The organism is Paenibacillus xinjiangensis (genome assembly GCF_059686975.1).
Genome location: NZ_JCAALS010000034.1, coordinates 20,981 through 43,584, shown reverse-complemented (window position 1 = coordinate 43,584; position 22,604 = coordinate 20,981). Strand labels below are relative to the sequence as shown.

The 22,604-nt window shown below is 48.4% G+C and carries 20 protein-coding genes and 1 pseudogene; 13 read left to right on the top strand and 8 right to left on the bottom strand.

What is annotated here, in order from left to right:
- Positions 1–55 precede the first annotated feature (55 nt).
- The 12 genes and pseudogenes from trpB to AC6ESP_RS25695 all read left to right on the top strand — a co-directional run bounded on the left by trpB (position 56) and on the right by AC6ESP_RS25695 (position 12,677).
- Entirely contained in the window at positions 56–1,216 is a 1,161-nt protein-coding gene (gene trpB / locus AC6ESP_RS25750; protein WP_497099594.1) for a tryptophan synthase subunit beta, read from the top strand.
- A gap of 215 nt (positions 1,217–1,431) precedes the next feature.
- Entirely contained in the window at positions 1,432–2,076 is a 645-nt protein-coding gene (locus tag AC6ESP_RS25745; RefSeq protein WP_497099593.1) for a TetR/AcrR family transcriptional regulator, read from the top strand.
- Between the two features lie 58 nt (positions 2,077–2,134).
- Positions 2,135–2,593 carry a DUF2269 family protein gene (locus AC6ESP_RS25740; RefSeq protein ID WP_497099620.1) on the top strand — a complete coding sequence of 153 codons (459 nt, stop codon included), beginning with the start codon at positions 2,135–2,137 and terminating at the stop codon, positions 2,591–2,593.
- Between the two features lie 106 nt (positions 2,594–2,699).
- Positions 2,700–3,539: an alpha/beta fold hydrolase gene (locus AC6ESP_RS25735; RefSeq protein WP_497099592.1), complete on the top strand. Its 840-nt coding sequence runs from the start codon at positions 2,700–2,702 to the stop codon at positions 3,537–3,539.
- A gap of 255 nt (positions 3,540–3,794) precedes the next feature.
- Entirely contained in the window at positions 3,795–5,054 is a 1,260-nt protein-coding gene (locus tag AC6ESP_RS25730; protein ID WP_497099591.1) for an MFS transporter, read from the top strand.
- Between the two features lie 226 nt (positions 5,055–5,280).
- Positions 5,281–6,012: an ABC transporter ATP-binding protein gene (locus tag AC6ESP_RS25725; RefSeq protein ID WP_497099619.1), complete on the top strand. Its 732-nt coding sequence runs from the start codon at positions 5,281–5,283 to the stop codon at positions 6,010–6,012.
- A complete protein-coding gene (locus tag AC6ESP_RS25720; protein ID WP_497099590.1) occupies positions 5,996–7,609 on the top strand; it encodes a hypothetical protein in 1,614 nt (537 codons plus the stop codon). The genes AC6ESP_RS25725 and AC6ESP_RS25720 overlap by 17 nt, the downstream gene beginning before the upstream one ends.
- Positions 7,610–7,689: 80 nt before the next feature.
- Positions 7,690–8,583: an AraC family transcriptional regulator gene (locus AC6ESP_RS25715; RefSeq protein WP_497099589.1), complete on the top strand. Its 894-nt coding sequence runs from the start codon at positions 7,690–7,692 to the stop codon at positions 8,581–8,583.
- 247 nt (positions 8,584–8,830) lie between these two features.
- Positions 8,831–9,688, top strand: a pseudogene (locus tag AC6ESP_RS25710) (M17 family metallopeptidase); the annotation flags it as partial.
- Positions 9,685–10,377 (top strand): copper homeostasis protein CutC, encoded by a 693-nt coding sequence (locus tag AC6ESP_RS25705; protein WP_497099588.1) that lies wholly within the window; start codon positions 9,685–9,687, stop codon positions 10,375–10,377. The pseudogene AC6ESP_RS25710 and the gene AC6ESP_RS25705, both read left to right, overlap by 4 nt.
- Positions 10,378–10,403: 26 nt before the next feature.
- The gene (locus AC6ESP_RS25700) at positions 10,404–11,378 is read left to right on the top strand and encodes an ROK family protein (RefSeq protein ID WP_497099587.1); all 975 of its coding nucleotides are present in this window, start codon (positions 10,404–10,406) and stop codon (positions 11,376–11,378) included.
- Positions 11,379–11,402: 24 nt separating this feature from the next.
- Entirely contained in the window at positions 11,403–12,677 is a 1,275-nt protein-coding gene (locus AC6ESP_RS25695) for an alpha-L-fucosidase (protein ID WP_497099586.1), read from the top strand.
- A gap of 198 nt (positions 12,678–12,875) precedes the next feature.
- Here the strand turns inward: AC6ESP_RS25695 and AC6ESP_RS25690 are convergent, their stop codons facing one another.
- The gene (locus AC6ESP_RS25690; RefSeq protein ID WP_497099585.1) at positions 12,876–13,760 is read right to left on the bottom strand and encodes a TetR/AcrR family transcriptional regulator; all 885 of its coding nucleotides are present in this window, start codon (positions 13,758–13,760) and stop codon (positions 12,876–12,878) included.
- A gap of 186 nt (positions 13,761–13,946) precedes the next feature.
- Here AC6ESP_RS25690 and AC6ESP_RS25685 point away from each other — a divergent pair, with 186 nt between their 5' ends.
- Positions 13,947–14,597 (top strand): MBL fold metallo-hydrolase, encoded by a 651-nt coding sequence (locus AC6ESP_RS25685; protein ID WP_497099584.1) that lies wholly within the window; start codon positions 13,947–13,949, stop codon positions 14,595–14,597.
- 146 nt (positions 14,598–14,743) lie between these two features.
- Here the strand turns inward: AC6ESP_RS25685 and AC6ESP_RS25680 are convergent, their stop codons facing one another.
- The 7 genes from AC6ESP_RS25680 to AC6ESP_RS25650 all read right to left on the bottom strand — a co-directional run bounded on the left by AC6ESP_RS25680 (position 14,744) and on the right by AC6ESP_RS25650 (position 22,596).
- Positions 14,744–15,529 carry a sugar phosphate isomerase/epimerase family protein gene (locus AC6ESP_RS25680; protein WP_497099583.1) on the bottom strand — a complete coding sequence of 262 codons (786 nt, stop codon included), beginning with the start codon at positions 15,527–15,529 and terminating at the stop codon, positions 14,744–14,746.
- A 13-nt stretch (positions 15,530–15,542) separates the two neighbouring features.
- Entirely contained in the window at positions 15,543–17,195 is a 1,653-nt protein-coding gene (locus AC6ESP_RS25675; RefSeq protein ID WP_497099582.1) for a GMC oxidoreductase, read from the bottom strand.
- A 71-nt stretch (positions 17,196–17,266) separates the two neighbouring features.
- Entirely contained in the window at positions 17,267–18,361 is a 1,095-nt protein-coding gene (locus tag AC6ESP_RS25670; protein ID WP_497099581.1) for a GerAB/ArcD/ProY family transporter, read from the bottom strand.
- A gap of 10 nt (positions 18,362–18,371) precedes the next feature.
- Complete coding sequence (locus AC6ESP_RS25665; RefSeq protein ID WP_497099580.1) at positions 18,372–18,611, bottom strand: hypothetical protein; 240 nt, start codon at positions 18,609–18,611, stop codon at positions 18,372–18,374.
- A gap of 27 nt (positions 18,612–18,638) precedes the next feature.
- Entirely contained in the window at positions 18,639–19,793 is a 1,155-nt protein-coding gene (locus AC6ESP_RS25660; RefSeq protein WP_497099579.1) for a Ger(x)C family spore germination protein, read from the bottom strand.
- Between the two features lie 5 nt (positions 19,794–19,798).
- Entirely contained in the window at positions 19,799–21,313 is a 1,515-nt protein-coding gene (locus tag AC6ESP_RS25655) for a spore germination protein (RefSeq protein WP_497099578.1), read from the bottom strand.
- Between the two features lie 305 nt (positions 21,314–21,618).
- Positions 21,619–22,596: a sensor domain-containing diguanylate cyclase gene (locus AC6ESP_RS25650; protein WP_497099577.1), complete on the bottom strand. Its 978-nt coding sequence runs from the start codon at positions 22,594–22,596 to the stop codon at positions 21,619–21,621.
- Positions 22,597–22,604: the final 8 nt, after the last annotated feature.

Genomic DNA, 22,604 nt, shown 5'->3' with positions numbered 1-22,604 from the left:
TTATGTTAATATAGCGTTGAGAGATTACCATCCTTATAAATGGAGGTGCTTACTTATGGACCAACAATTGCAGCAAGAGGGGTACTTCGGACAATTCGGAGGCAGCTTCGTCCCACCGGAATTGCAGGAAGTGCTTAGCTATTTGAGCGAACAATTTTATAAGTTCAAGGACGATCCGGACTTCCAGGAAGAGCTTAGTTATTACCTGCGTGAATATGTTGGCCGCAAGAGCCCGCTGACGTATGCGGAGCGGCTGTCCAAAGCATGGGGAGGACCCAAAATTTACTTGAAGCGCGAGGATCTGAATCATACCGGGGCGCATAAAATCAACAACGCTATCGGCCAGATTCTGCTCGCCAAGCGGATGGGCGCTAAGCGGATTATTGCCGAAACCGGCGCCGGGCAGCATGGAGTCGCTACGGCAACGGCCTGCGCCATGTTTAACATGGAATGCGTCATCTACATGGGAGCCGAAGATATGCGCCGTCAGGCGCTCAACGTGTTCCGGATAGAGCTGCTCGGCGCTACTGTCGTACCGGTCGATAAGGGACAGGGACGATTGAAGGACGCGGTGGATGAAGCGCTGGGTGATCTTGTTCGCAATTATAAAAATACATTTTATTTGCTCGGCTCTGCGGTTGGACCGCATCCGTTCCCGACGATGGTCAAGCACTTTCAGGCGGTTATCAGCGAAGAGTCGAAGCAACAGATTCTGGAGAAGGAAGGCCATTTGCCGGATGCGGTGGTGGCATGCGCGGGCGGAGGCAGCAATGCGATTGGCGCATTTGCTCACTATATCGATGAGCCGAGCGTCCGCTTGATCGGCGTCGAACCCGATCAAGCGCCAACCTTAACCGAAGGCGTTCCTGGCATCATTCACGGCTTCAAGTGCTTAGTGCTGCTGGATGAGGAAGGTCAGCCGAGGAAGACTTATTCGATTGCCGCTGGACTCGATTATCCAGGCATCGGGCCGGAGCATAGCCATTTGAAGGTGACAGGGCGTGCCGAATATGCGACCGTTACCAATGAGGAAGTGCTGGAAGCGTTCCAGGAACTGTCCCGCACGGAGGGGATTATCCCCGCCTTGGAGAGCGCGCACGCGGTTGCTTATGCCAAGAAGCTGGCGCCGACGATGGATCAGGATCAGATCCTGATCGTCAACCTGTCCGGCCGCGGAGATAAGGATGTCGAGCAAGTATTTCAGATGATTAAATAAATTACAGGAAAGAAGCCACTCCATTGTTCGGGGTGGCTTTACGTATATATATGTTATGAATGTTATGCTCGAATCGTACTTTGTGCTTAAATACGATACACTGAGCCATATCCAGCAGAGAAAGCTTTCCTGAGAAACACTTCCAAATACTTCTTGAATATGGAAGGGATTTGTGTTAAATTTTAAATAAACACCGTTCATTAAATGGAGGCGCAATGACACAACCAACGAATCCAACTAACCAATCTTCTAGACAATTTGGACGCCGAAGAAGGGGTGAACAGAAGGAGCAGCTGAGGGAGCTCATCTTGAAAACAGCAAGCGAACTGTTTATCGATCAAGGCTATAGCGCTTTTTCTATGCGTAAACTGGCACAGAGGCTAGGCTATTCCCCGGCAACATTGTATCTTTATTATCACGATAAGGATCACTTGCTGTTTAGTGTCGTCGACGATGCTTTTACTCGTTTTCGAATGGAATTGGCTGAGGCGGCGGGCAGCGCTACAGACCCGTGGGAGCGATTAAACCGAATAGGCGAAGCCTATGTTCAATTCGGGCTTACTTATCCGATCTATTATCAATTGATGTTCATGTGGCGGGTAGACTATTTAATTCAAGCGAAGCAAGGGGAAGAAGCGCCTCGCATGGAAGCTTTTCAAGTATTGTTCGACTCGGTGGAGTATGCGCAAAATAATGATGCCATCAAACCGGGCGATACCTATGTGTACAGTGATATGCTGTGGGCTGCTTTGCATGGTGTTGTAGCGCTTGCTATCCAAATTCCGATGTTTACGCCGGAACGTACGGCAAACCTTGTTGCTCAGACCAAAGTAATGCTTTATATGACCTTACGGTCATAATTTTTTTGATATTTAATGAACACTGTTAATTAAAATTTAGGAGGTATGACAGGTGAGCATGTTATTATTTTTCCACGTGCTGGGGGTTATTTTTTTATTGGGAAATGCATTTACGGTGACGTTCTGGAAGCTTCGAGCTGATTACAGCAAGGACTTGTCACTGAAGCTTCAAACGGCGAAAAATATCATGATTTTGGATTATATTTTCACGCTGCCATCTATTGTAATGATTCTGTTAACAGGACATTTTCTTGCCGCCAAAGCGGGCTATACGGTGTTCGCATGGAATTGGCTTGGGCTTTCCTATGGGCTGTTTATTTTATCCGGGGTAATATGGATATTCGCGCTGCTGCCATTACAAAACAAAATGATTAGACAAGGCAAGCTTTCCTATGAGCAAAATGCCATGACGAAGGAATTCAGTCGTGCTTCTAACACTTGGAATGTATATGGGATATTGGCGACTCTAACGCCAGTTGCGTCCATGATTCTAATGGTTTGGAAGCCAGATTTGTAAGGGGAAATAGATTGGTGCATCATTAGCAGCGGTACTCGTCCATGCACCTCCCTTCGTTCACAATATTACTGATAACTATTCTCAGTTGATGAGTGGAAAAACGACAATGTCGGACACGAGATCTCATACGCTTGGAGACAGCCATTATATTCAGACCACAGATGGGCGCAAGCTGCATTTTATGGAGAAAGGCGCAGGTGAACTACCCGTCGTATTCGAATCGGGCATGGGCTCGTCCCGCTCTGCTTGGGGGCTTGTTCAGCCGCTTGTCGCCGAACATACGCGCGCCGTTGTCTACGACCGAGCGGGTATCGGAAGGAGCGAGCCGAACCTTGAGCCTAGGACGCTTGCGAGAATGGCAGATGATCTGACACTCTTGTTGAGCCGGCTAGGCACGGGTCCGTTTATCCTCGTTGGGCATAGCTGGGGCGGACCGATCATTCGCACGGTGGCTGCAACGATGAATCCCGCACGCATACGCGGGCTTGTTCTGGTCGATCAGACGGATGAGCATTGCGAGCTGTATTTCGAGGAATCGGCTGTGAAGCATTATGCGAGAATGAATAAGCTCTTTCCGTTCCTTGCAAGAGCTGGTCTGTATCGGCTAATGGGAAGCAAGCCTGGCAAGAGCCTGCCTGCGGATGTCTATAAGGATCATCACCGAGAGGATTTTACTCTTCAGGCAGCTAGAACGATGGTAGCCGAGGGAGCTCCTTTTCTTGAGGACTTAAAGGCGCTTCGTGACCGTCCACTGAAGCTGGAGGATATAGAGATATCCGTTATTTCTGGAACTCTAATTTCTCGGATGGAACGGAAGTTTCGGCCTGCCCTTCACGAAGCTCATCGGCAGACGGCGGTCACTAGCGTATGGACGATTGGTCGAAGCACCGCATTCCGGACATATGGTCATGTATACCGAGCCTCATCTGATCGTGAACGAGATTAAGCGGATAATAGATAAGACTTTGTTATCATAGAATTTCAGAATTTCATAGAAGGTGAGTCCTGCACTGCAAACTTAGAACTTGGTGAGGCTGATATACACATAGACAGCTGCGCGCACCCCTTCGGGGGTGCTTTTTCCGTTAATAACTTATACGGCCTCTGGGATTAGATATATCGAGATTGGAAATTATTTAATATAATGAAGTCGACTATCAATGATAGGAATATAAGGGAGGAAAGGAGTAAGATAAAGATAATGAAATCAATTGAAGATCAGAATAAAAAACATTGGAAGCGAGATATTATTATCTTCCTAAGTAGTCAAACGCTCTCGTTGTTTGGCTCCTCATTAGTTCAATACGCGATTATGTGGTACATAACGCTCACTACACAATCGGGTATGATGATGACGTTGTTTATCGTTTGCGGATTCATTCCTACCTTTCTGCTATCTCCATTTGCAGGTGTATGGGCGGATCGTTTCAATCGAAAATATTTGATTATAATAGCAGACGCTATGATTGCCCTTGTTACACTGTTGCTCGCCATTACATTTCTGCTCGGCTATGACGAGATTTGGTTATTGTTCGCTATTGCTGCTGTTCGCGCGCTCGGTGCGGGCATTCAAACGCCTGCAGTTGGGGCCATATTGCCCCAGATCGTACCAGAGGATAAGCTGACGAAGATAAATGGAATTAACGGAAGTCTGCAAGCGCTCATGATGTTTGTTGCACCTATCGTAAGTGCGATGCTGCTCACCATGGCAACCATCGAGATCATTTTCTTCATCGATGTTGTTACAGCTGCGATAGCGATCTCTACATTGCTGATCTTTTTGAGAATACCTTTGCATCAAAAAGCGGCAGATCAGCAAACGACCAGCTATTTGGATGATTTCAAACAGGGTCTAAGCTACATCAAAACCCACAGCTTTCTCAAAACCTTTTTTATCTTTTTCGCCTTTTTCTTCGTATTGATGGCGCCGGCTGCATTCCTAACACCGCTGCAAGTGACACGCAGCTTCGGAGACGATTATTGGCGGCTGACCGCTATTGAAATTGCTTTCTCTATCGGGATGATGGCAGGCGGAGCTCTTATCGCCTCATGGGGCGGCTTCCGCAACAAAGTATATACGATGACCATTGCAAGCTTGATTATGGGTGTGTGTACATTAGTTCTGGGTGTTGTTCCGATATTCTGGATCTACCTGGCTGTAATGGCTGTATTCGGCGTTGCTGTGCCCGTCTTTAATACACCGACGACTGTCATGCTTCAAGAGAAGGTAGACCCGAACTATTTGGGACGGATATTCGGTGTATTCGGTATGATATCGACTTCCATGATGCCAATCGGGATGCTCATATTCGGTCCGCTTTCAGATGTGTTTGCGATTGAATGGCTTCTAGTTGGAACGGGATTGTTAATGGTCCTTCTGTCGATTTTCTTCATTCGCAATAAGAGGTTGGTTGAAGCCGGCATGCCGGTAATCAAGGAAGAGTTACAAGAGCAGGGGTAAGCAAGCAATCGTTAGGCAAATGATCGAGTTAAACAATAAGCGTTACAAACGTCGCCACAAGAGCTATGGGCGGCGTTTTTAGTTCTGTCTTGATGCGCCGTCCCAATCTCCTATATCATGGTTTATATATCTTATTTCAACAATAAAGTTAATTTTCATGAGTAGAATATCGAGACCTCTTGTTTCCTAACTCGTATAATAGGGGGACAATAATAGGTTGAAACGAATGGAGGGGCAGCAATTGCGTCTAATCTTAGAGGATATCGTCAAGCAATTCGCGGATAAGCAGGTGCTTCAAGGAGCAGGCTTCACCTTTGAGAAAGGGAAGATATATGGTCTGCTAGGCCGTAACGGAGCAGGCAAGACAACGCTGTTCGACTGCTTGAGCGGAGAGAAGAGCATGGATAGCGGACAGGTGCTGCTAGAGGGGGATGGCCATACACGGAAGCTTACCGAGCAGGATGTTGGATATGTGTATTCGCTGCCGATTCTGCCTGAGTTTCTAACGGGCTATGAGTTTGTGAAGTTTTTTATGGATATTAATCGGGGCAAGCTTCAGATGGAGAAGACGATTGATGAATATTTTGACATGATGAGCATGACAGCGGAGGATCGCCACCGGCTGATCAAAGGCTACTCGCACGGAATGAAGAATAAGCTGCAGATGCTGCTATTTCTCATAACGAAGCCGCCGATTATTTTGCTCGATGAGCCGCTAACCTCCTTCGATGTCATTGTTGCACTGGAGATGAAGAATATGCTGAAGGAAATGAAGAGGGATCATATTCTAATCTTCTCCACGCATATTCTGCAATTAGCCTCCGATCTGTGTGATGAGCTTGTTGTATTGCATAAAGGAAAATTGTCTGCCGTACCGTCAGAGCTTCTGCATAGCGCGGAATTCGAGCAATCCGTTATTAACCTGCTAAAGGATGAATCTCATGATGAGAACGCTTAGTACGCTGCTTGCTATCCGGACATCCATTACGGCAAACCTGCTTGTGTATTACATCCAGAGGCTGCCTCTAATCGGTAAGCTGGTGAAGGACAGCTTCTATGCTAATATGGAGCTCAAAAAAGCCATATCGGTCATAGCCCTGCTGCTCACTCAGCTATGGGGCTTCCTGCTCCGGATTATTTATGTGGGAATACTGATCTACCTCCCTGTCATTGGATTAGGAGAGGAGCTGTCTCAGGAGCATCAACTAAGGCAGTTTGTACATATATTCACCATGATCAGCTTTGTGGTAGCAGCGGTCAGCAGTTCGACTGTGCTCGAACCCAAGCGAGAGAAATACATTGCAGTTAAGCTGATGAGATTGTCTCCAACGAGATATATGCGGGCCTCGCTCGGCTATCGGTATGTGACCTTTGTGGTGTGTATGCTGCCTGCGATGCTGTGGTTCGGCACACTTCTGGGGGCCTCTATTGTAGAAGCGGTTCTGCTATCGTTATTGCTCACGCTGTGGCGAATTGCAGCGGAGTATGCGCATCTTAAGCTGTTTGAGAAAACCGGTCTTATACTGATTAAACATAACGCTCTCGTATGGAGCGTTATACTCCTTGGATATGCCGCTGCTTACTTGCCGCTCCTGCTGGGTAAGGTGCTGTCCACGGAATTAATTTTGATGAACCCGCTTGTCTGTATTGTAATTATAGCGGGAGGATTGTTCGCAGCCATTCGGTTAGTCCGTTATTCCGATTACAGAGGAGCCGTGGATGCGGCAAGCAAAAGAGACGATCCTCTGCTGGATATAGGTCGTATGATGGTGGATGCTCAGAAGAATAGCGTGAAGTCGAAGGACAGCGATCACGACTTGAACCTGCAGCAGAAGCAGAAGGATAAGCTGAAGACCAAGGAAGGCCATGCTTATCTGAATGCGCTTTTCTTCCTCAGACATCGCAGCCTGATCAGCAGCCCTGTTAACAAGCGATTAGCCATCATCGGCGCTGTCGGAGTGGTAGGGGTAATTCTTATGATTCTATTCCGGGTACTGCAGCAAGAACCGAAGTGGAGCTTGGAGATGATCTTCCCTTTCTTGGTTCTGACTATGTACTTCATGTCCATCGGTGAGAATGTATGCAAAGCCATGTTCTATAACTGCGATCTTAGTCTGATGAGGTACAGCTTCTATCGCAGCGCAGCCTATAATCATTTTCTGATTCGACTTGGTAAAGTGATGAGCTTGAACCTGCTGATTGCCGCCGCACTTGGGGCGTCACTGACAGCCGTCACAGCTACGGCGGGAGGGGAGTGGCTGAATAGAGAGCTGCTTATGCTGTGGATCTGTATCCTCTCGCTGGCTATCTTTTTCACCGTGCATCATTTGTTCATGTATTATATTCTCCAACCGTATTCTACGGAGATGAATATGAAGAATCCGCTGTATTTTGTCGTGAGTATGGTTGTGTCATCGGCATCCGGCATTAGCATTGTTGTGAGAGGGCCGGCGGCTTCATTCACGATCATTGTTGCTGCTGCGACGCTAGTCTATCTGGCTGCTGCCCTTGTTCTTGTGAAGAAGTATGCGCCGAGAACGTTTCGGGTGAAATAAGGGTTATCGCTATAGATAGCAAAAAAGATCAAGAACGTAGGTCGACATCAGGTTAGAATGGAACAGGAAGGGGATGCAGGATGCCGACTTACGAGAGTATCATTCAACGGGTAGTAGATGAGATTGAGAACAGGCTCGGAGAGGATTTGAAGTTCTCTACGCTCGCGAAGCTGTCGAACTTCTCCGACTTTCATTTTCATCGCGTGTTCCAATCCATAGTGGGAGTGCCTGTCATGGAGTACGTTCGTAAACGCAGACTGGTTCAGGCAGCCTTGCAAGTGGCCAACACGAATGAGAAGCTGCTTGATATCGCTCTGAATTGCGGCTTCGGCACACCTGAAGCTTTCATTCGCGCCTTTCGCAGGATGTATGGAATGACACCGAGTGAGTATCGGAAAAGGGGATTCGATCCGCCCGCTTATGCCAAGGTGAATGTGCTTGGGCGTAGATTTAACCCCTATTTAGGAGGGATTCGTATGGATTATCAAATCATTACAAAAAGCGGCTTCGATGTGATTGGTTACTCGATTCGTACAAGAAACGTAGATGGTCAGAACAATCGGGACATCCCAGCCTTCTGGCAGCGTTATATGCAAGAGCAAATGGGCAAGCGCTTGTACGGACAGGCTGTCTCCAATGCGGAGTACGGCATCTGTGGAGAATTCGACATGGACACGGGCGAGTTCAGCTACATCATTGGAGTGGAAGCGAGAGAGGGTGCCGAAGTACCGGAGGGAGCAATATTGCGCCATTATCCGGAGCAGACCTACGCCGTATTTACAACACCGAAGGCGAAGCCGGAGCAGTTCACTGATTCGATCCAGAGCACTTGGACCGCCATATTCACCGAATGGTTCCCTCACTCGGGCTATGAGCATGCGGGTGCTGCCGAATTCGAATATTATGACGAGCGATGCTGGCAAGACCGCAACGAATGGTTGGAGATGGACATCTACATTCCGATTAAGAAGTAAAATGCAGCTCATACGAGGATAAATAAAGATACATCGTCATTTAGGCAATAGCCTTGGACGGTGTATTTTTTGTTGCAATACGAGTGGCTATTGTGTCAGCGTGAAAATATCTCTGAGATTTCATGTTATGTATGGAGATTTGCAAGCAGCATGCACCAGTGTTCCGAGAGGTTGAACCAGGACATGAGGTGGCATGTCATCTGTTCGATGAAGAGATGCTGAGATTAGAGCGTTAATAGACCCAGCTGTGAAGCTTCACATATACCGGGGACAGGAGCTTGTTGATCGTCAGATGAACGGGCTGCTGGCAGTAGGAGCAGGGGGCAAGCATGAGCCAGCGCTTGTCGAAATCCGCTATGAAGGAAATCCTCAATTGCCGATGCTGGCGCTGGTTGGCAAGGGCGTTACGTTCGATATGGGCGGCATGAACGTGAAGACGGCCAGTGATATAAGTGAAGCTCGTATGGATATGGGTGGCGCGGCAGCTGTTATCGGGGCAATGGATATCTTGCTGCGCCAGAAAGCCAATGTGAATGTAACGGCATTGATTCCGATCGTTGACAATGTCCCTTCTGCGGAGGCGACGCTGCCTTCGTCTGTTATCCGCTACCCGAATGGATTAACGGTTCAGGTAGCGAATACCGATGGGGAAGGGCGGCTCATTCTTGCAGATGCCTTAATTCATGCCGCGAATATCGGCGCAGCAGAGGCAATCGATATTGCGACGTTGACAGGGAATGTCGGGGCTGCACTTGGTCTTGGCATTGCTGGTATTTGGGGTGATGCGGACATGACACGAAGGCTCGTTGATATCGGTGAACGCAACAGGGAACGGCTGTGGCCGATGCCGCTCATGGATGAATATGAAGCTGATCTTAAGAGTCATTACGCGGATCTGCGCAATGTCAGCAATTCGCCTTATGCGGGCGCCATTACGGCAGCTCTCTTTATCCGTCGGTTCGTAGCTGAATCTATGAAATGGATTCATATTGATATGGCTGGTACGGTGCAGTACAAGCAGGCTGTGAGCTATTCGGAGGCTGGTGCGACAGGCTATGGCGCGCGGCTGCTTGCTGATTATGCGATGAAAGGGGCTTCGTTATGATTCTGGAAGTGATCGCAACTTGTATGGAGGATGCGTTAACGGCAGAACTTCATGGAGCGAATCGTCTGGAGTTGATAACCGCCATCACGGAAGGCGGATTAACGCCGGGTATTGGATTAGTTCAGCAGGTTGTACAAGCAGTTAGCATCCCGGTCTTCGTCATGGTTCGTCCTCACAGCCGGTCATTCGTGTATTCTGATCATGATATCCTGACCATGGCTGCGGAGATAAAGGCAATTGCAGCAGCCGGTGCGGCGGGAGTTGTTCTAGGTGCACTAACATCGGATGGACGTATCGACGAGGAGGCGCTGCAGACACTGCTGCCGTTAACATACGGTATGCAAGTGACGTTCCACCGCGCCTTCGACGAGCTGGAGGATCAGCTTGCGGGTTTGCGGACGTTAGCGAATTATCCGCAGATTACACGAGTACTTACCTCTGCTGGACCAGGTCCGGCGCTGGAGGCTGCTCCGGCCATGCGCCGCTTAGTTATGGAGGCGCATGACGGAGGTGTAAGCATATTGGCTGGCAGCGGACTGAAGCCGCAAGGCATCAAGACGTTTATTGAACAGACCGGGGTTGAAGAGGTCCATTTTGGATCAGCGGTACGTTACGGCAATGACTCGCTGTCTCCCATTGACCCGGTAGTCTTGCAGGCATTGGCGGACAGCCTTCATTACAGCGAGTGATACTAGAAATGAAAAGGTGAATGGCAATGCATGAGCTTGAAAGTTATGTAGTAGGAATCGACTTGGGTGGAACGAAGATTGCTGCGGCGCTGTTTGACTCGAATGGCACACTGCTCAATCGGGAGCAGATGGAGACGGCTAACGCTCACACAGCCGATGAAGTGGTTCAGCGAATGATCGGAATGATTCGCTCTGTGTCGGAAGGGCGGCAGCTGACGGGTGTCGGATTAGCTTCTCCGGGAGCCGTTAATAGCCGGGAGGGCATTGTAATTAATGGCACTAATCTGCCGCAGTGGCACAACGTTCCTCTGAAGCGCTGGATGGAAGCAGCTCTCAGCGTTGAGGTACAGGTCGTTAATGACGCTAATGCTGCGGCTTGGGGCGAGTATGTACAAGGTGCTGGCAGAGGTGCCGAGAACATGGTCTATGTAACATTCAGTACGGGCATTGGAGCGGGAATTGTGATGGACGGCAAGCTGCTGTTAGGCACACACTCCTTCGCCGGTGAGCTGGGCCACAATATTATCGATCCGGACGGTCCGTTATGCAGCTGCGGAAGAAATGGCTGCTGGGAGGTATTCGCATCAGGCACGGCAATCCGTGATACGGCGATACAGCTCATGGAGAACCGTTCCTCACTCATTACGGAGCTGGCGCATGCGAATGGGGATATGATGACATCCCAGCATGTATTTGAAGCGATGAAGTTAAACGATCCGTTAGCCGTTCAGGTGATTGACCAGACGATTCATTATATGGCGCTCGGACTTGCCAATACCGTTCATACGTTCAATCCAGATCGTATCGTTATCGGCGGAGGCGTGAGCAAAGCGGGGGATTTGCTATTCCCCGCGCTGAGGAAAAAGACGGATGAGCTTGTTATGGCACCTTACAGAGGGATGTTCGACATTGTACCGGCTGGTCTTAAGGATGATGTCGGGCTTATTGGAGCCGCGGCTCTGTTCCATACTTTTGATAAGAAATATGGAATGATGGTCTAGATGATCTAATGGAGGATTGCAGGCATGGGAGCAAGAGAAGATAGGGCGCGTTGGTTTTTGCAGGACAGATTAGGCATGTTCATTCATTGGGGCCTGTATTCGATTCCCGCTAGAGGCGAGTGGATTCGTGGCAACGAACGGATGAGCAAAGAACACTATATGACGTATTTCAATGAATTCGACGCCTCTCGTTATGATCCCAAGGCATGGGCGAAAGCGGCGAAGGCTGCCGGACAGAAGTATGCTGTACTTACGACGAAGCATCATGATGGATTCTGCCTGTTCGACAGTAAGCTGACTGACTTCAAAGCGACCAATACGCCGGCAGGCCGCGATCTTGTCCGTGAATATGTGGATGCCTTCCGGGCAGAAGGGATCGCAGTCGGCTTATACTATTCCATTATCGACTGGGATCATGAGGATTATCCGGGTTATGGGGATAAGGCTCATCCTGACCGGGATAATGAAGCAGCCAAAGGCAAACCGATTGACTTCGACCGTTACTTAACGTATATGCACGGACAAGTGAAGGAGCTGCTGACGAATTACGGCCCAATTGATATCATGTGGTTCGATTTCTCTTACGACAATATGACGGGCGAGAAATGGAAAGCGACGGAGCTTGTCCGGATGATTCGCTCGATACAGCCGAATATTATTATTGATAATCGCCTGGGCGGCAATATTCGGGCAGCAGAGCCGGAAGAGTATGCCGGCGATTTCTTCTCGCCTGAGCAGATCATCCCGCCTGGCGGCATTACGGATGTGAATGGGCGCTCGATTCCTTGGGAGGCGTGCATTACGCTCAATGATAACTGGGGCTATTGCTCCGATGACAAGAACTATAAGTCAGCTAAGCAGGTCATTCGCTCCTTAGTCGAATGCGTCAGCAAGAACGGGAACCTGCTGCTTAATGTCGGACCTGATGCCAAGGGTGAAATGACACGGGAGTCTCTTGAAGTTATGAGTGAGCTTGGCGAGTGGATACGATTGAATGGAGACAGTATATATGGCTGCGGCCATTCGCCGCTACCGAAGCCAGAGTGGGGACGATACACGCAGAAGGGCAATAAGCTGTATGCTCACGTCTATGACAGAGGGATTGGGCCTATCTATTTCCAAGGCTTGAAAGGGAAGATTAAGAAGGCTAGACTGCTGCGTGACGGTACGGAGCTGAAGATTGAGGCGCCATGGATGGCCGAGGAATATTCCGATGTTGAAGGCGGGGCATTCATTACCTTGAAGGGTGCGGAGCTGCCCGATGAGATGGACACGGTGATTGAGCTTGAACTTATCTAATTGGTCATACAGAGCATGCTGGAGGATGACTTCAGGTGCTGGTTTTTTTGTGTGATTTATTGGCGTATATGAAGCTTTATAATCCAGATAATGTTACGAAAAGAGCTCCATCCCTTAAGTGGGATGGAGCTCTTTTTGTAATAGAGAATGTCTACCTCCTATGGGGAAGGAGTAGCTTGGGAGGCTGCACTCTGATATCTACGTTAGCAGCAGCTTGAGCTGGCGCAAATACGAGCGCAGCTCGGGAACAGCCTCGAGATGTGCCTTCAGTACTCGCAGCAGCGTGAGATTCGGGTTCTCGGACAGCACTTCCTCACGAAGCAGTTCAACGACATCCTTCAATTCCGTACGTGAGGCTAACGGTAATGGCAGCGTCTGAATACGCTCCTCCATTGCTGCTAGGAAGTCTTGGACGGTTCCTTTCCTAGCCGCTTCGTCTGCTCGGTGTGTCGGACCGGAATGGACGATCCATTCGCCGATAATCAATTGAGGCGTCGAGCGAATGAAATCCTGAACGATGGCTTCCATTCGCTCGACAATGAAGTCGGCTAGTTCCGCGATAGGCGTGGAAATTACCTTATCTAAGACGCCGTTCATATATTCGTGGAGTATGCCTTGGAAGATGATAACGGCGTCCCATACGTACGGCTCGAGCTGCTCGCTGAAAGCTTCTAGCAGCATCTCCTTGCGCCAAGTCAGCAGGGCGCTCTTCATTTTTTTCTGGGCTTCTATGAATGCCTCGTTCTGTGTAATAGGAAGCTCGAGGAAGTCAATCATGAACAAATTATTTTCTAGAATATAGTACAGATAGAACTCGATTTGACGACTAAGCTTCTCCTTGGGTGACAAGCCAAGCGGCATTCCAGTACGATCGAGCTCGGCAGCTTGCTCCAGCAGCGTCTGATGGCTGGCTACGAAAGCAGCTGTGAACAATTCTTCTTTGGACGGGAAAAATTTATAAATGCTTAGTTTGGCGACGCCGCACGCTTCCGCGATGTCCTGCATGGAAGCAGCGCTGTAGCCCTTCTTGCGGAACAAATCTATGGCTGATTCAAGAATTTTGGCTTTTTTCAAATCCATCATATTTAACTACCACCCCACCTTATATTGACATGAGTCGCGAGCGAGGTCAACGTTCTGCTGTTGACAATAAAACTAAATGGTTTTATATTGAACTCATAAGTTTTATTCTCAATTAAAGGGAGGTGTGCCGATGTTCGGCCTAGTGCTGGCTCGGCAGCAAATATGCGTATTGCAGAAGGGTTATTTATGTTGGATCTGGAGATGAAGCTTGGCGGCCGTTCGATGACGATTCATCCTGCCATCATTCATGACAACTACGCCGAGCAAGCCGGCATTGCAGTAGACCCTCTTCAGGCGATCATTCTGACACACCAGGACATCGATCACATCGGCAGCTTGCCGGAGTTCATGAGGGATGAGGCATCGTTCGAAGTATATGCCCATGAAGACGACAGGGATACGATCGACGGGAAAGCTCCGCTTCTGAAATTCCCCCCTGACAGATTAAGTGCAGAGCTCGACACCCTGCCCAATGAGGTGCGCATTCAGTTTGAGAATATTTTCCTTCATTCATCTAAGCCGAATGTGACGCGGCTCCTAGCGGACGGAGAGACACTCCCTATAGGCGGCGGTCTAACGGTAATCCATACGCCAGGTCATACGCCGGGCCATATCAGTCTATACCACCAGGCGAGCAAGACACTAATAGCAGGGGATGCATTGGTAATCCATAACGGAGAATTGCTAGGCTCATCTCCTTATTCAACGGTTAACATGGAGCAAGCTATTCAATCGTTGGAGAAATTCAAGCCTTATGAGATTGAAGCTGTCGTATGCTATCATGGCGGACTGCTGCGAGGCGATATGAATAAGCGGATCGAAGGGTTGATGGTGTAGTTCTACGTGAGGCATTTTATTGAAATCCATTATAATAAAAGCCAGGAATCTCTAGCGAGAGAGTCCTGGCTTTTCTAGGCATTATCCTTATCCCTTCTGGGCGACGAGTCTGGATATTTCCTCTGCTTTCATTCGTGCTTAAGTGCCTATCCAACCAACCTCAAGTTCAAGTAACTGAGGCTGGTTTGGATGCTTTGGAGCGGATGCGGGCTTTCATCCTGCTCGACGAAATAATAGATAACTCCAGCTTCGTTGAAGCTGCTGAAGATAGGAGCCCAATCAATTACACCTTGCCCGACCTCCGTGAAATTCCCGCTCTCATCCATGTCCTTGACGTGAATAAGAGGGGATAAGCCCTTATAAGCGAGCAAGGTAGAATAAGGATCTAGCCCCGCTTTCTTCACCCAGTACATATCCAGTTCAAGCTGCATGATGTCAGTACCGACACCCGCAAGCAAACGATCGATGATTCGGCTTCCATTCCGCATTTCAAATTCTTCCGCGTGGGGATGGTACAGTAGCTGCATGCCGCGGCGCTTGATTACAGAACCGAGCTTTCGCAGCGAAGCGATAGACGCTTTAAGGGATTTCTCATCGGCGTAACTCTCCTGTTCTAAGTAGGTTACGATATATGGAATGCCAATGGTCTGGGCATAGTCGAGCTGGCTCTGCAGATTTGCCATGGTTAGAGGATATACGTGAGTCGACACACTTCGTAAACCAAGACGGTCCAACTCCGCTTTCATTCGTTCCGCTGGGATACCGCTATGTCCCCAATCGAACAACTCTACCAGCTTGTAGCCCATAGCTGCCACTGTGCGGAGTGTGCCGAAATAATCTTTCTCCAGTTCATTGCGGAGCGTATAAAGCTGCAATCCTGGAGGGATTGTCGTGAGCTCTCTAAGACTGGCCCCGCATTTAATAAATTTCAATGCTATCCCTCCCTTAGCTGCTCTTATTCAATTGCCTTGCAATTTCATCCGCCGTACGAAAGGCGAGAGCAACGGTCGTCAATGTCGGATTGGCGGTGCCGCTCGTTGGAATGACGCTATTATCGGCTACGTAAAGCCCATTGACGCCATGAATTTGTCCGAATCGATTCGTTGCTGAGGTTAAGGGATCATCACCCATTCTACAGGTTCCCATTTCATGAATGTCTGAGCCGATTGGCAGGCGGCAAACGGCGGGGCCGATGTCTGAGCCCAAGGAGATGTTCATCGCGGATGCTGCTCTCTTGATGCCTTCATCCATTTGCCGGAAGACCTCCTCGTCCCGCTCGCTATACGCAAAGTGTATGTTAAGCTTCGGAACTCCGTCTTCATCCCGGTTGTCCGGATCAAGCGAGACGTAATTGTCGTAGCGAGATTCAACTTGGCCGAGACCACCTAGAAAAATGCTCCAATTATTCTGCAGAGGCTGCTGGGCATACTGCACCCACGGATAATCGCCTGGTCCGATGATTTGAATTTGATAAGACCGGTCAACCTGCCCTGGTATCAATAAACGAAGTGGGCCGAGCACTTCCGGGAATTCATTACGGTTGACATGGCCAAAGCCAATTACCCTAGAGTGGTTGGTCATATAATGACCGATGGCTCTTCCGGAAATGTCCGAGTTGAGCAAGATTTGCGCACTTCCGAATGTGCTGGCCGATAAAACGATGTTTTTTGCGTGTAAAACGTATTTCTGTTTATTCGCTGACATAACCTCGACGCCGACACACCTGTTCTGTTCCGTCAACACTTTGATGGCTCGTGCGTGGATAGCCAAGTCATAAGGCCGGTTCAGAGCCTTCGCCAAGAAGTGAATAGAGCTAAAAAACGGGTTTGAGTTCATCACACCGAATGTATTGGGCGGTTCCAGATTAACGGCGAGCGGTTCATCAGTGGCGTCCGGATAACCGTTCCGCTGCAGACGATTGAGCAGCTCTTGACTGAGGGTAGAGCCTTTCGTAAAGCTTTGAGTGACGCTCAGAGCCTTTTCGGCTTGGGTGTAATACCATTCCATCTCGGTGAGAGATAAGGGCCAATGTTTAATTTCAGAGTCAGACATGCGTGGGCAGGTTGTGGTCCAGAACAAGGTTCTGCCACCGAGGGCATAGGTTTGGCCGGATAAATAATTGCCAATAAAATGAGCGGTACTAGCGTAATAATCGAAAACTCTTCTTGGATTCATCGTTTCGATATTTTGAGCATGCGATGGAATTAACAGTCCGCCTCTTTCGATAATGCCAATCCGTGTCCCGTTGGTTGCCAATTGCTGCATTAATCGCGACAGGACGGCGCCCCCTCCGGCACCGGTGCCGACAATAAGCAGATCGTATTCTTTGTGCTGCATATCGTCGAGTGAGGTTACAGGAATCCACTGTTCGCGGGCTTCTGGGTTAATGAGCTGAAAAGTGCATGGAGGAACATTCGACGGCGGCTTATGCGTATGCGGCACGGCTTCGAGAAACGGAAGGTTAATCTGGCAACCCGCAATATTGGCTATTGGATTGGTGATATGAGGATTGAGGGCGATAAGTTCGTCGATACCAACCCTGTACTTAAGCGCTACCGATCGAAGATTGTCGGTATGGTCAGCGATATAAATCCTCATCGTTCGCATCCTTTCTCGCATTCTTCTTTCTAGATGTATATGCAGCGAGGAAGAAGCTATGAGTCAGGACATTATTTTAGACTTTGCTTGATCATCACAATGGCGGTCATCATAAAGAGTGGCAGAATATACAAGGCGTTAATCGCAAGAGGCCAAATCACGTCAACGAATTCTACAAATTCAAGTTCGGTTGCATACAATGTATTTGACAGCAGGAAGCAGACGATAGACAGGGGGAAGAACAATAGCCGGTTGCTCTTGACGTTGAATAACTGAGATATCACAGCATTTAACAGATATAGGGATATGGTCGCCTTCATATAGGAGCCGGCAATTAATGAGAATCCTATGACAGATTCCACCCGTTCCAAAACTTCTTGAAAAGTGATCAATCGCGCAAGCTGATACAATGTATATTTGTAATAGCCCGCCAGAGGACCGGTCACCATGATCGAACTTATGACCGAGACAATGAGGGTAATGCCGTTTATAAGTAACGCCAGAAAGAGGGGCTTCCCGTACTTGGCATTGTCTTCTTTGCGGATATAAGGAAGAATCATGGCGAATAATCCGATTTCCGCATAAGGGAATCCGTTAGCGATGTAAGCCCCTTGAAGGACAGGACCAATGCCGTCGGGCATGATCGGCAATAAATATTCAGGGTGATAGTGGGGAGCTACCAGTATTAATACGAATAGGATGAAGCCGAACATAGAGACTAGCAGCAAGACAAACATTCTAGCCATCACTTTAATGCCCGCGCGGGCGGTTAAGGCAGCCAGGAAAAAAAACATAAAATGAAAGATGGGTGCAGGCGTTTCTTTCATCATCGTGCTTTTGAAAAAACCTCGAATATCGATGACGATGTTGCTCAACTGCAGGATAAGGAGTAAGAGGGCAGGGAACGCAATCGCCCAGCCCAGCCATTGTCCGAACAATTTCTTGCTGTATTCGATATAGGTAAGGCCGGGAAAATGCCGATGCAAATAGAGGATACAGGCTAAGACGATTATGCCGCTGCTCAGCGCGAGCAGCTCGGATATCCAGGCACCGTTACCGGCTACGACCGCTAGCGGTGAGGGAATGATAATGACGGCTGAGCCTGTTATATATGCCAAGAATAGCATGGACAGTTGGAAAGAGCTGATGCGCTCCTGATTATTCATAAGCTCCTCCTTACTTAGGGTTTAATAATTGATTAATGAGCTTGGCCGGTTCCGCAAACAACAGACGGAAGAGGTGGTCCATATTCGGCCAGTCGAGATCGGCTACGTAGATGATGCAGAGATAGGCTGAGAATGTTAGCAGTAGACCATAAACGAGACGGTCCTGACTACTCGCTTTCCTCCATGCTGGAAGGTCGTAGGCAAGCACGGCAGTGTATATAAGCAGCATCGTGACCATATTCCCAGCCAAGCGCTATCAACCTCCGATGAATGTTCTCTATTTGGCAAAAGGGGCGGCTGCATTCAATCCAGAATTCAAGTCTTTAACCTCGATTTTGAACTCAAAGCTGATAGTAGAGAAACGCTCGCCCCAAGTTGGCTTCCACTTTTTCCACAGGGTATGGTTTTTACGGTAAATTTGATTGCCTATATCAATCGCGTCGATACGTTTTTTTTGCAAAAGTGTAATCGTATGCTGCATATCTTGTTCGATTTGTTTCTCGATCATGTTCTTGAGCTGCGTTTCATCCTCTATGCTGCTTAAGGATGAACACCGCAGCTCGCCAACCGAGCCTTCAATGTTGGTGATCACTTGAACGGTTATCTCCTCGTTGTTGATCGAAGTGCGCAGTCTCGTATTCATGTTGATCACCTCGAATGCTTCCTTCTTATTACCCTCTGTCTGATCAGAGCAAGGATATTCAATAATGCCTCCGTCATATTCATTCCGAAGCATGAACAGGTTTTCAGTCGTCTTTGACGACAGGGTTGTCTTCAGCTTACCGCCTTGCAGCAGAGTAACTCCGGCCAACATAGGACTCTTCCCGGAAGCATCCTTCAGGATGCGGGGGATAACGGTAATGCCGGTTTCGCTTTTTAATTGAATGGCTAGGTCAAGCAGGGTAAGCTCTTTTGTTTTTCCCGAGTATTTAACGGTTGTCTCTAGAATCTCTCTTAATTGTTGAGCAATTGTGTTCTCGATATACGGTTTTATATTTAAGAACGGACTGGCTTTACCTGAAGCCATGAGTACATAGACAGTAGCTCGAGGCTCCTGGTCTCTCGAGAAAAACTCAAGCACTTCTCCGATGCTCTGCTCCTTCGTGATTTCTTCACCAACAATAATGACGCGAATATGATCCCACTTCGCTTTACGACCTAGATGAACCGGAATATCCCGAACGGCCTCGAAGACGGTATCGGCGGTTGTGCTTATACTAAATCCTTTTGAACCTTCTTGAGAACCAGACATTTCTCCGCCGCTTGAAGGCGTATAGAAGAGAGTCGTAAGCTTTATCTTTCCTTCATCGTTCTTATCGATGGCGATAGCTTGAACATAGCCGAATTCGCTTAATTCTCCTTTATCCCAGCACCCCGTCATAAGGAGACACAGAAGCAGGGGCAAGCAGATTATCGAAGGTCGAATACGCATAGCGTTTATTTCCTTTCTCTAGTCATTCGATGAAGATGCCGGTTGCGCGGCGAATGCAGCAGTAATTTTCGCGGAGCGGCAATAATGATGTTCCTGAGCTGCTTCATATTAAGTTGAGCTCCCGGGCCGATGTAAGACTGGCCTAGCGGGCTCAGGCAAGTCAGATGCAGAAGGGTCAGCAGGAAGCCGAACATAATTCCAAGTCCTCCGAACGATGCTGCGAGTATCATGAATGGAAACCTTGATACTCGGATGGCGGTTGCCATATTGTATTGAGGAAGCGAGAAGGAGGCTATGCCGGTGAGGGCGACTACTATAATCATACCGGGTGATGCGATTTTGGCTTGGATCGCTGCCTGTCCGATGACAAGCGCTCCAACTATACTTACGGCTGAGCCGATCGGACGTGGAAGCCGAATACCGGCCTCACGCAGCATTTCGAAGAAAAATTCCATAATTAACGCCTCAATAAAAGCAGGGAATGGAATGCCTTCTCTCGTATCGAGAATCGCCAGCAGCAGCACCGTCGGCAGCAACTCGGAGTGAAAGGTCGATAAGGCGATATAGGTGCTCGGAAGAAATAGAGAGATGAGAAAGGACCATACCCTTAAAAAACGAACGAGTGACGAAAAAATAGGTTTATGGTAATAGTCTTCGCTTGAACTAAAAAACTCCAAAAAGAGACCAGGACATATAAGGATCGTTGGCGTGCCGTTCACCATTGCAATGATTTTTCCTTCCAGCAGTGCGGCAACTGCGGTATCCGGCCGTTCGGTATAACGGACAAGGGGGAACGGAGAGTAAGGATACCCGCTAATACAATCCTCCAAATAAGACGTCTCTAGTATTTCTTCTTTATCGATAACAGAAATTTTCCGCTTGAATTCGGCCAGCATTTCGGAATCTACTGCACCTTCCAAGTAGCCATAAGCGATATCTCTCTGACTCTCTGTTCCGGCCGTGAACTGTTCAAATTTAAACCGGGGAGATTTGAGAAGTGTCCTTAATAAGCCGATGTTTTTAGCAAGCTCCTCAACTGTACTCATATGAGGTCCTTGCACGACTGGTTCTGTGACTGGTTCACTGACTTGACGCGACTCCAGTCCTACCGCGTTGTAGGCGAGAGCTTTGTTCCAGTGATCGAAGAAGATGACGATATACCCTTCCAAAACGTGCTGCACGGCGGAATCGAAGGTGTCCAGTACAAGTGCCGATTGAGCGGACACCCCATTTTTTTCGAAAAACTGAATGACATCTTGGGGAGAAATCGACGTTGCCGGCCCTATTTCGTGCATGACGAGGTCCTGCAGGGTTTCCTTCATATAATTCATCTGCTTGTTCTGAATCAGTGTGCGGAAATAAATGGACAGCGCCTTATGTTCAAGGTCTGGCCCGTAATGCCATGGTAAGTACGCTAAATCGCTGCAGTCTGAGAAGGTTTCTTGAATCTTCTCCAGATTGTCCGCTAAATTTGTTGTTATGGGGTGTGTTATTGTATCATTCGTTTGTGTTAATGCCATATAGGTGAATTCCCCTGTCATAATGATCCTATTGTGGATTAAACGATTGAGTTCTGCAAAATCGATAGTTGCTATTATCTCCTCAGGATGGAAATATATGCAGCAGTAAGATGATCGTAACTAATGATGTATTCGCAGGAGGATTAAACAGATCCCCGCACAACTAGCAGTCAACACTGCGTGTTTTGCGGGGATTCTTTTATTATTCCGTATGTAGGTGAATGCCACAGTATCATAAGAGAAAACGACAGCCTCCCATTAGAGCAAGCTAAATGAGTAGCTCTAATGGGAGGCTGTGTTAGGGTTTATTTATAATCTGGCGCAAGAGTGATCCGATTCCTGCCAGCGCTCTTGGATGCATAGAGCGCCTGATCCGCTTGATCAAGCAAGGATTGGGGACCAGCTCCTTCCGTTATCGTGGCGATGCCGATGCTGATCGTTATTTGATAGGAATCCCATGAAGCTGCCTCCGTATCGGCGCGGTATTGCTCCGCCCTCAGGGCAGCAGCCTCTTTATCACTGCCAGGTAAAATAATAACAAATTCCTCGCCGCCGAACCGCGCTACCGTATCCTCAGCCTGAGACAGGGATTGCAGCAATTGGGCAAGGCTCGTCAGAATCAGATCACCTACGGGATGCCCGTACGTATCGTTGATTTTTTTGAAGTAATCAATATCAATGATGCAGAGCGAGAAGGGCGTCTGGAATTGCTCGAATTGTGCAATATTCGATAGCAGGCTTTCTTGGAAATAACGTCTGTTTTTGAGTCCTGTCAGTGGGTCAGTTGAAGCGAGAACTTCGAGCCGGTCATTCAATTCCAGCAGCTCCTGCTGCTTCACTTCATACTCTTCGTGCAGCAATTCAAGCTTCTTATTCGCTTCGTTCGTCGCCAGATACAATGCCTCAAGCTTGGTCTTGGTCTGAAGAATGTCCTTCTCATGCTCAATCCGCTTGCGCATGGCAACAACGACGCAATCAATGACGATTTCCCCGTCACGTGTATGCCGCACTCCATTGAGAAGCACGGGCAAGTCCAGACGGTCTCTTGTCTTGAAAGAGAGATACATCTCATTGACTCGCCCATAGAGCTGTATATACGGATAGAAGTACGTATGGAACAGCATTTTATTCGGGACGGACATGATCGACTCAATATGCTTGCCGAGCAGCTGCTCTCGTTCGAATACGAGCATGTCCAGAAAAGTCTGGTTAACCGATAGAAGGATTCCTGCGCTCGAGATTGAGAAATAACCGCATGGAGCGTTATTTAATTGAATATCCATGTACAGAC

Bases quoted from the DNA above. Each gene is read 5' to 3' on its own strand.
- AC6ESP_RS25725 (WP_497099619.1), top strand. From the start codon at position 5,281: ATGGAGGGGCAGCAATTGCGTCTAATCTTAGAGGATATCGTCAAGCAA.
- AC6ESP_RS25675 (WP_497099582.1), bottom strand. From the start codon at position 17,195: ATGAGGATTTATATCGCTGACCATACCGACAATCTTCGATCGGTAGCG.
- AC6ESP_RS25740 (WP_497099620.1), top strand. From the start codon at position 2,135: ATGTTATTATTTTTCCACGTGCTGGGGGTTATTTTTTTATTGGGAAAT.
- AC6ESP_RS25745 (WP_497099593.1), top strand. From the start codon at position 1,432: ATGACACAACCAACGAATCCAACTAACCAATCTTCTAGACAATTTGGA.
- AC6ESP_RS25695 (WP_497099586.1), top strand. From the start codon at position 11,403: ATGGGAGCAAGAGAAGATAGGGCGCGTTGGTTTTTGCAGGACAGATTA.
- AC6ESP_RS25650 (WP_497099577.1), bottom strand. From the start codon at position 22,596: ATGGATATTCAATTAAATAACGCTCCATGCGGTTATTTCTCAATCTCG.
- AC6ESP_RS25700 (WP_497099587.1), top strand. From the start codon at position 10,404: ATGCATGAGCTTGAAAGTTATGTAGTAGGAATCGACTTGGGTGGAACG.
- AC6ESP_RS25715 (WP_497099589.1), top strand. From the start codon at position 7,690: ATGCCGACTTACGAGAGTATCATTCAACGGGTAGTAGATGAGATTGAG.
- AC6ESP_RS25655 (WP_497099578.1), bottom strand. From the start codon at position 21,313: ATGGCATTAACACAAACGAATGATACAATAACACACCCCATAACAACA.
- AC6ESP_RS25660 (WP_497099579.1), bottom strand. From the start codon at position 19,793: ATGCGTATTCGACCTTCGATAATCTGCTTGCCCCTGCTTCTGTGTCTC.
- AC6ESP_RS25730 (WP_497099591.1), top strand. From the start codon at position 3,795: ATGAAATCAATTGAAGATCAGAATAAAAAACATTGGAAGCGAGATATT.
- AC6ESP_RS25685 (WP_497099584.1), top strand. From the start codon at position 13,947: ATGTTGGATCTGGAGATGAAGCTTGGCGGCCGTTCGATGACGATTCAT.
- AC6ESP_RS25735 (WP_497099592.1), top strand. From the start codon at position 2,700: ATGTCGGACACGAGATCTCATACGCTTGGAGACAGCCATTATATTCAG.
- AC6ESP_RS25720 (WP_497099590.1), top strand. From the start codon at position 5,996: ATGATGAGAACGCTTAGTACGCTGCTTGCTATCCGGACATCCATTACG.
- AC6ESP_RS25705 (WP_497099588.1), top strand. From the start codon at position 9,685: ATGATTCTGGAAGTGATCGCAACTTGTATGGAGGATGCGTTAACGGCA.
- AC6ESP_RS25670 (WP_497099581.1), bottom strand. From the start codon at position 18,361: ATGAATAATCAGGAGCGCATCAGCTCTTTCCAACTGTCCATGCTATTC.
- trpB (WP_497099594.1), top strand. From the start codon at position 56: ATGGACCAACAATTGCAGCAAGAGGGGTACTTCGGACAATTCGGAGGC.
- AC6ESP_RS25690 (WP_497099585.1), bottom strand. From the start codon at position 13,760: ATGATGGATTTGAAAAAAGCCAAAATTCTTGAATCAGCCATAGATTTG.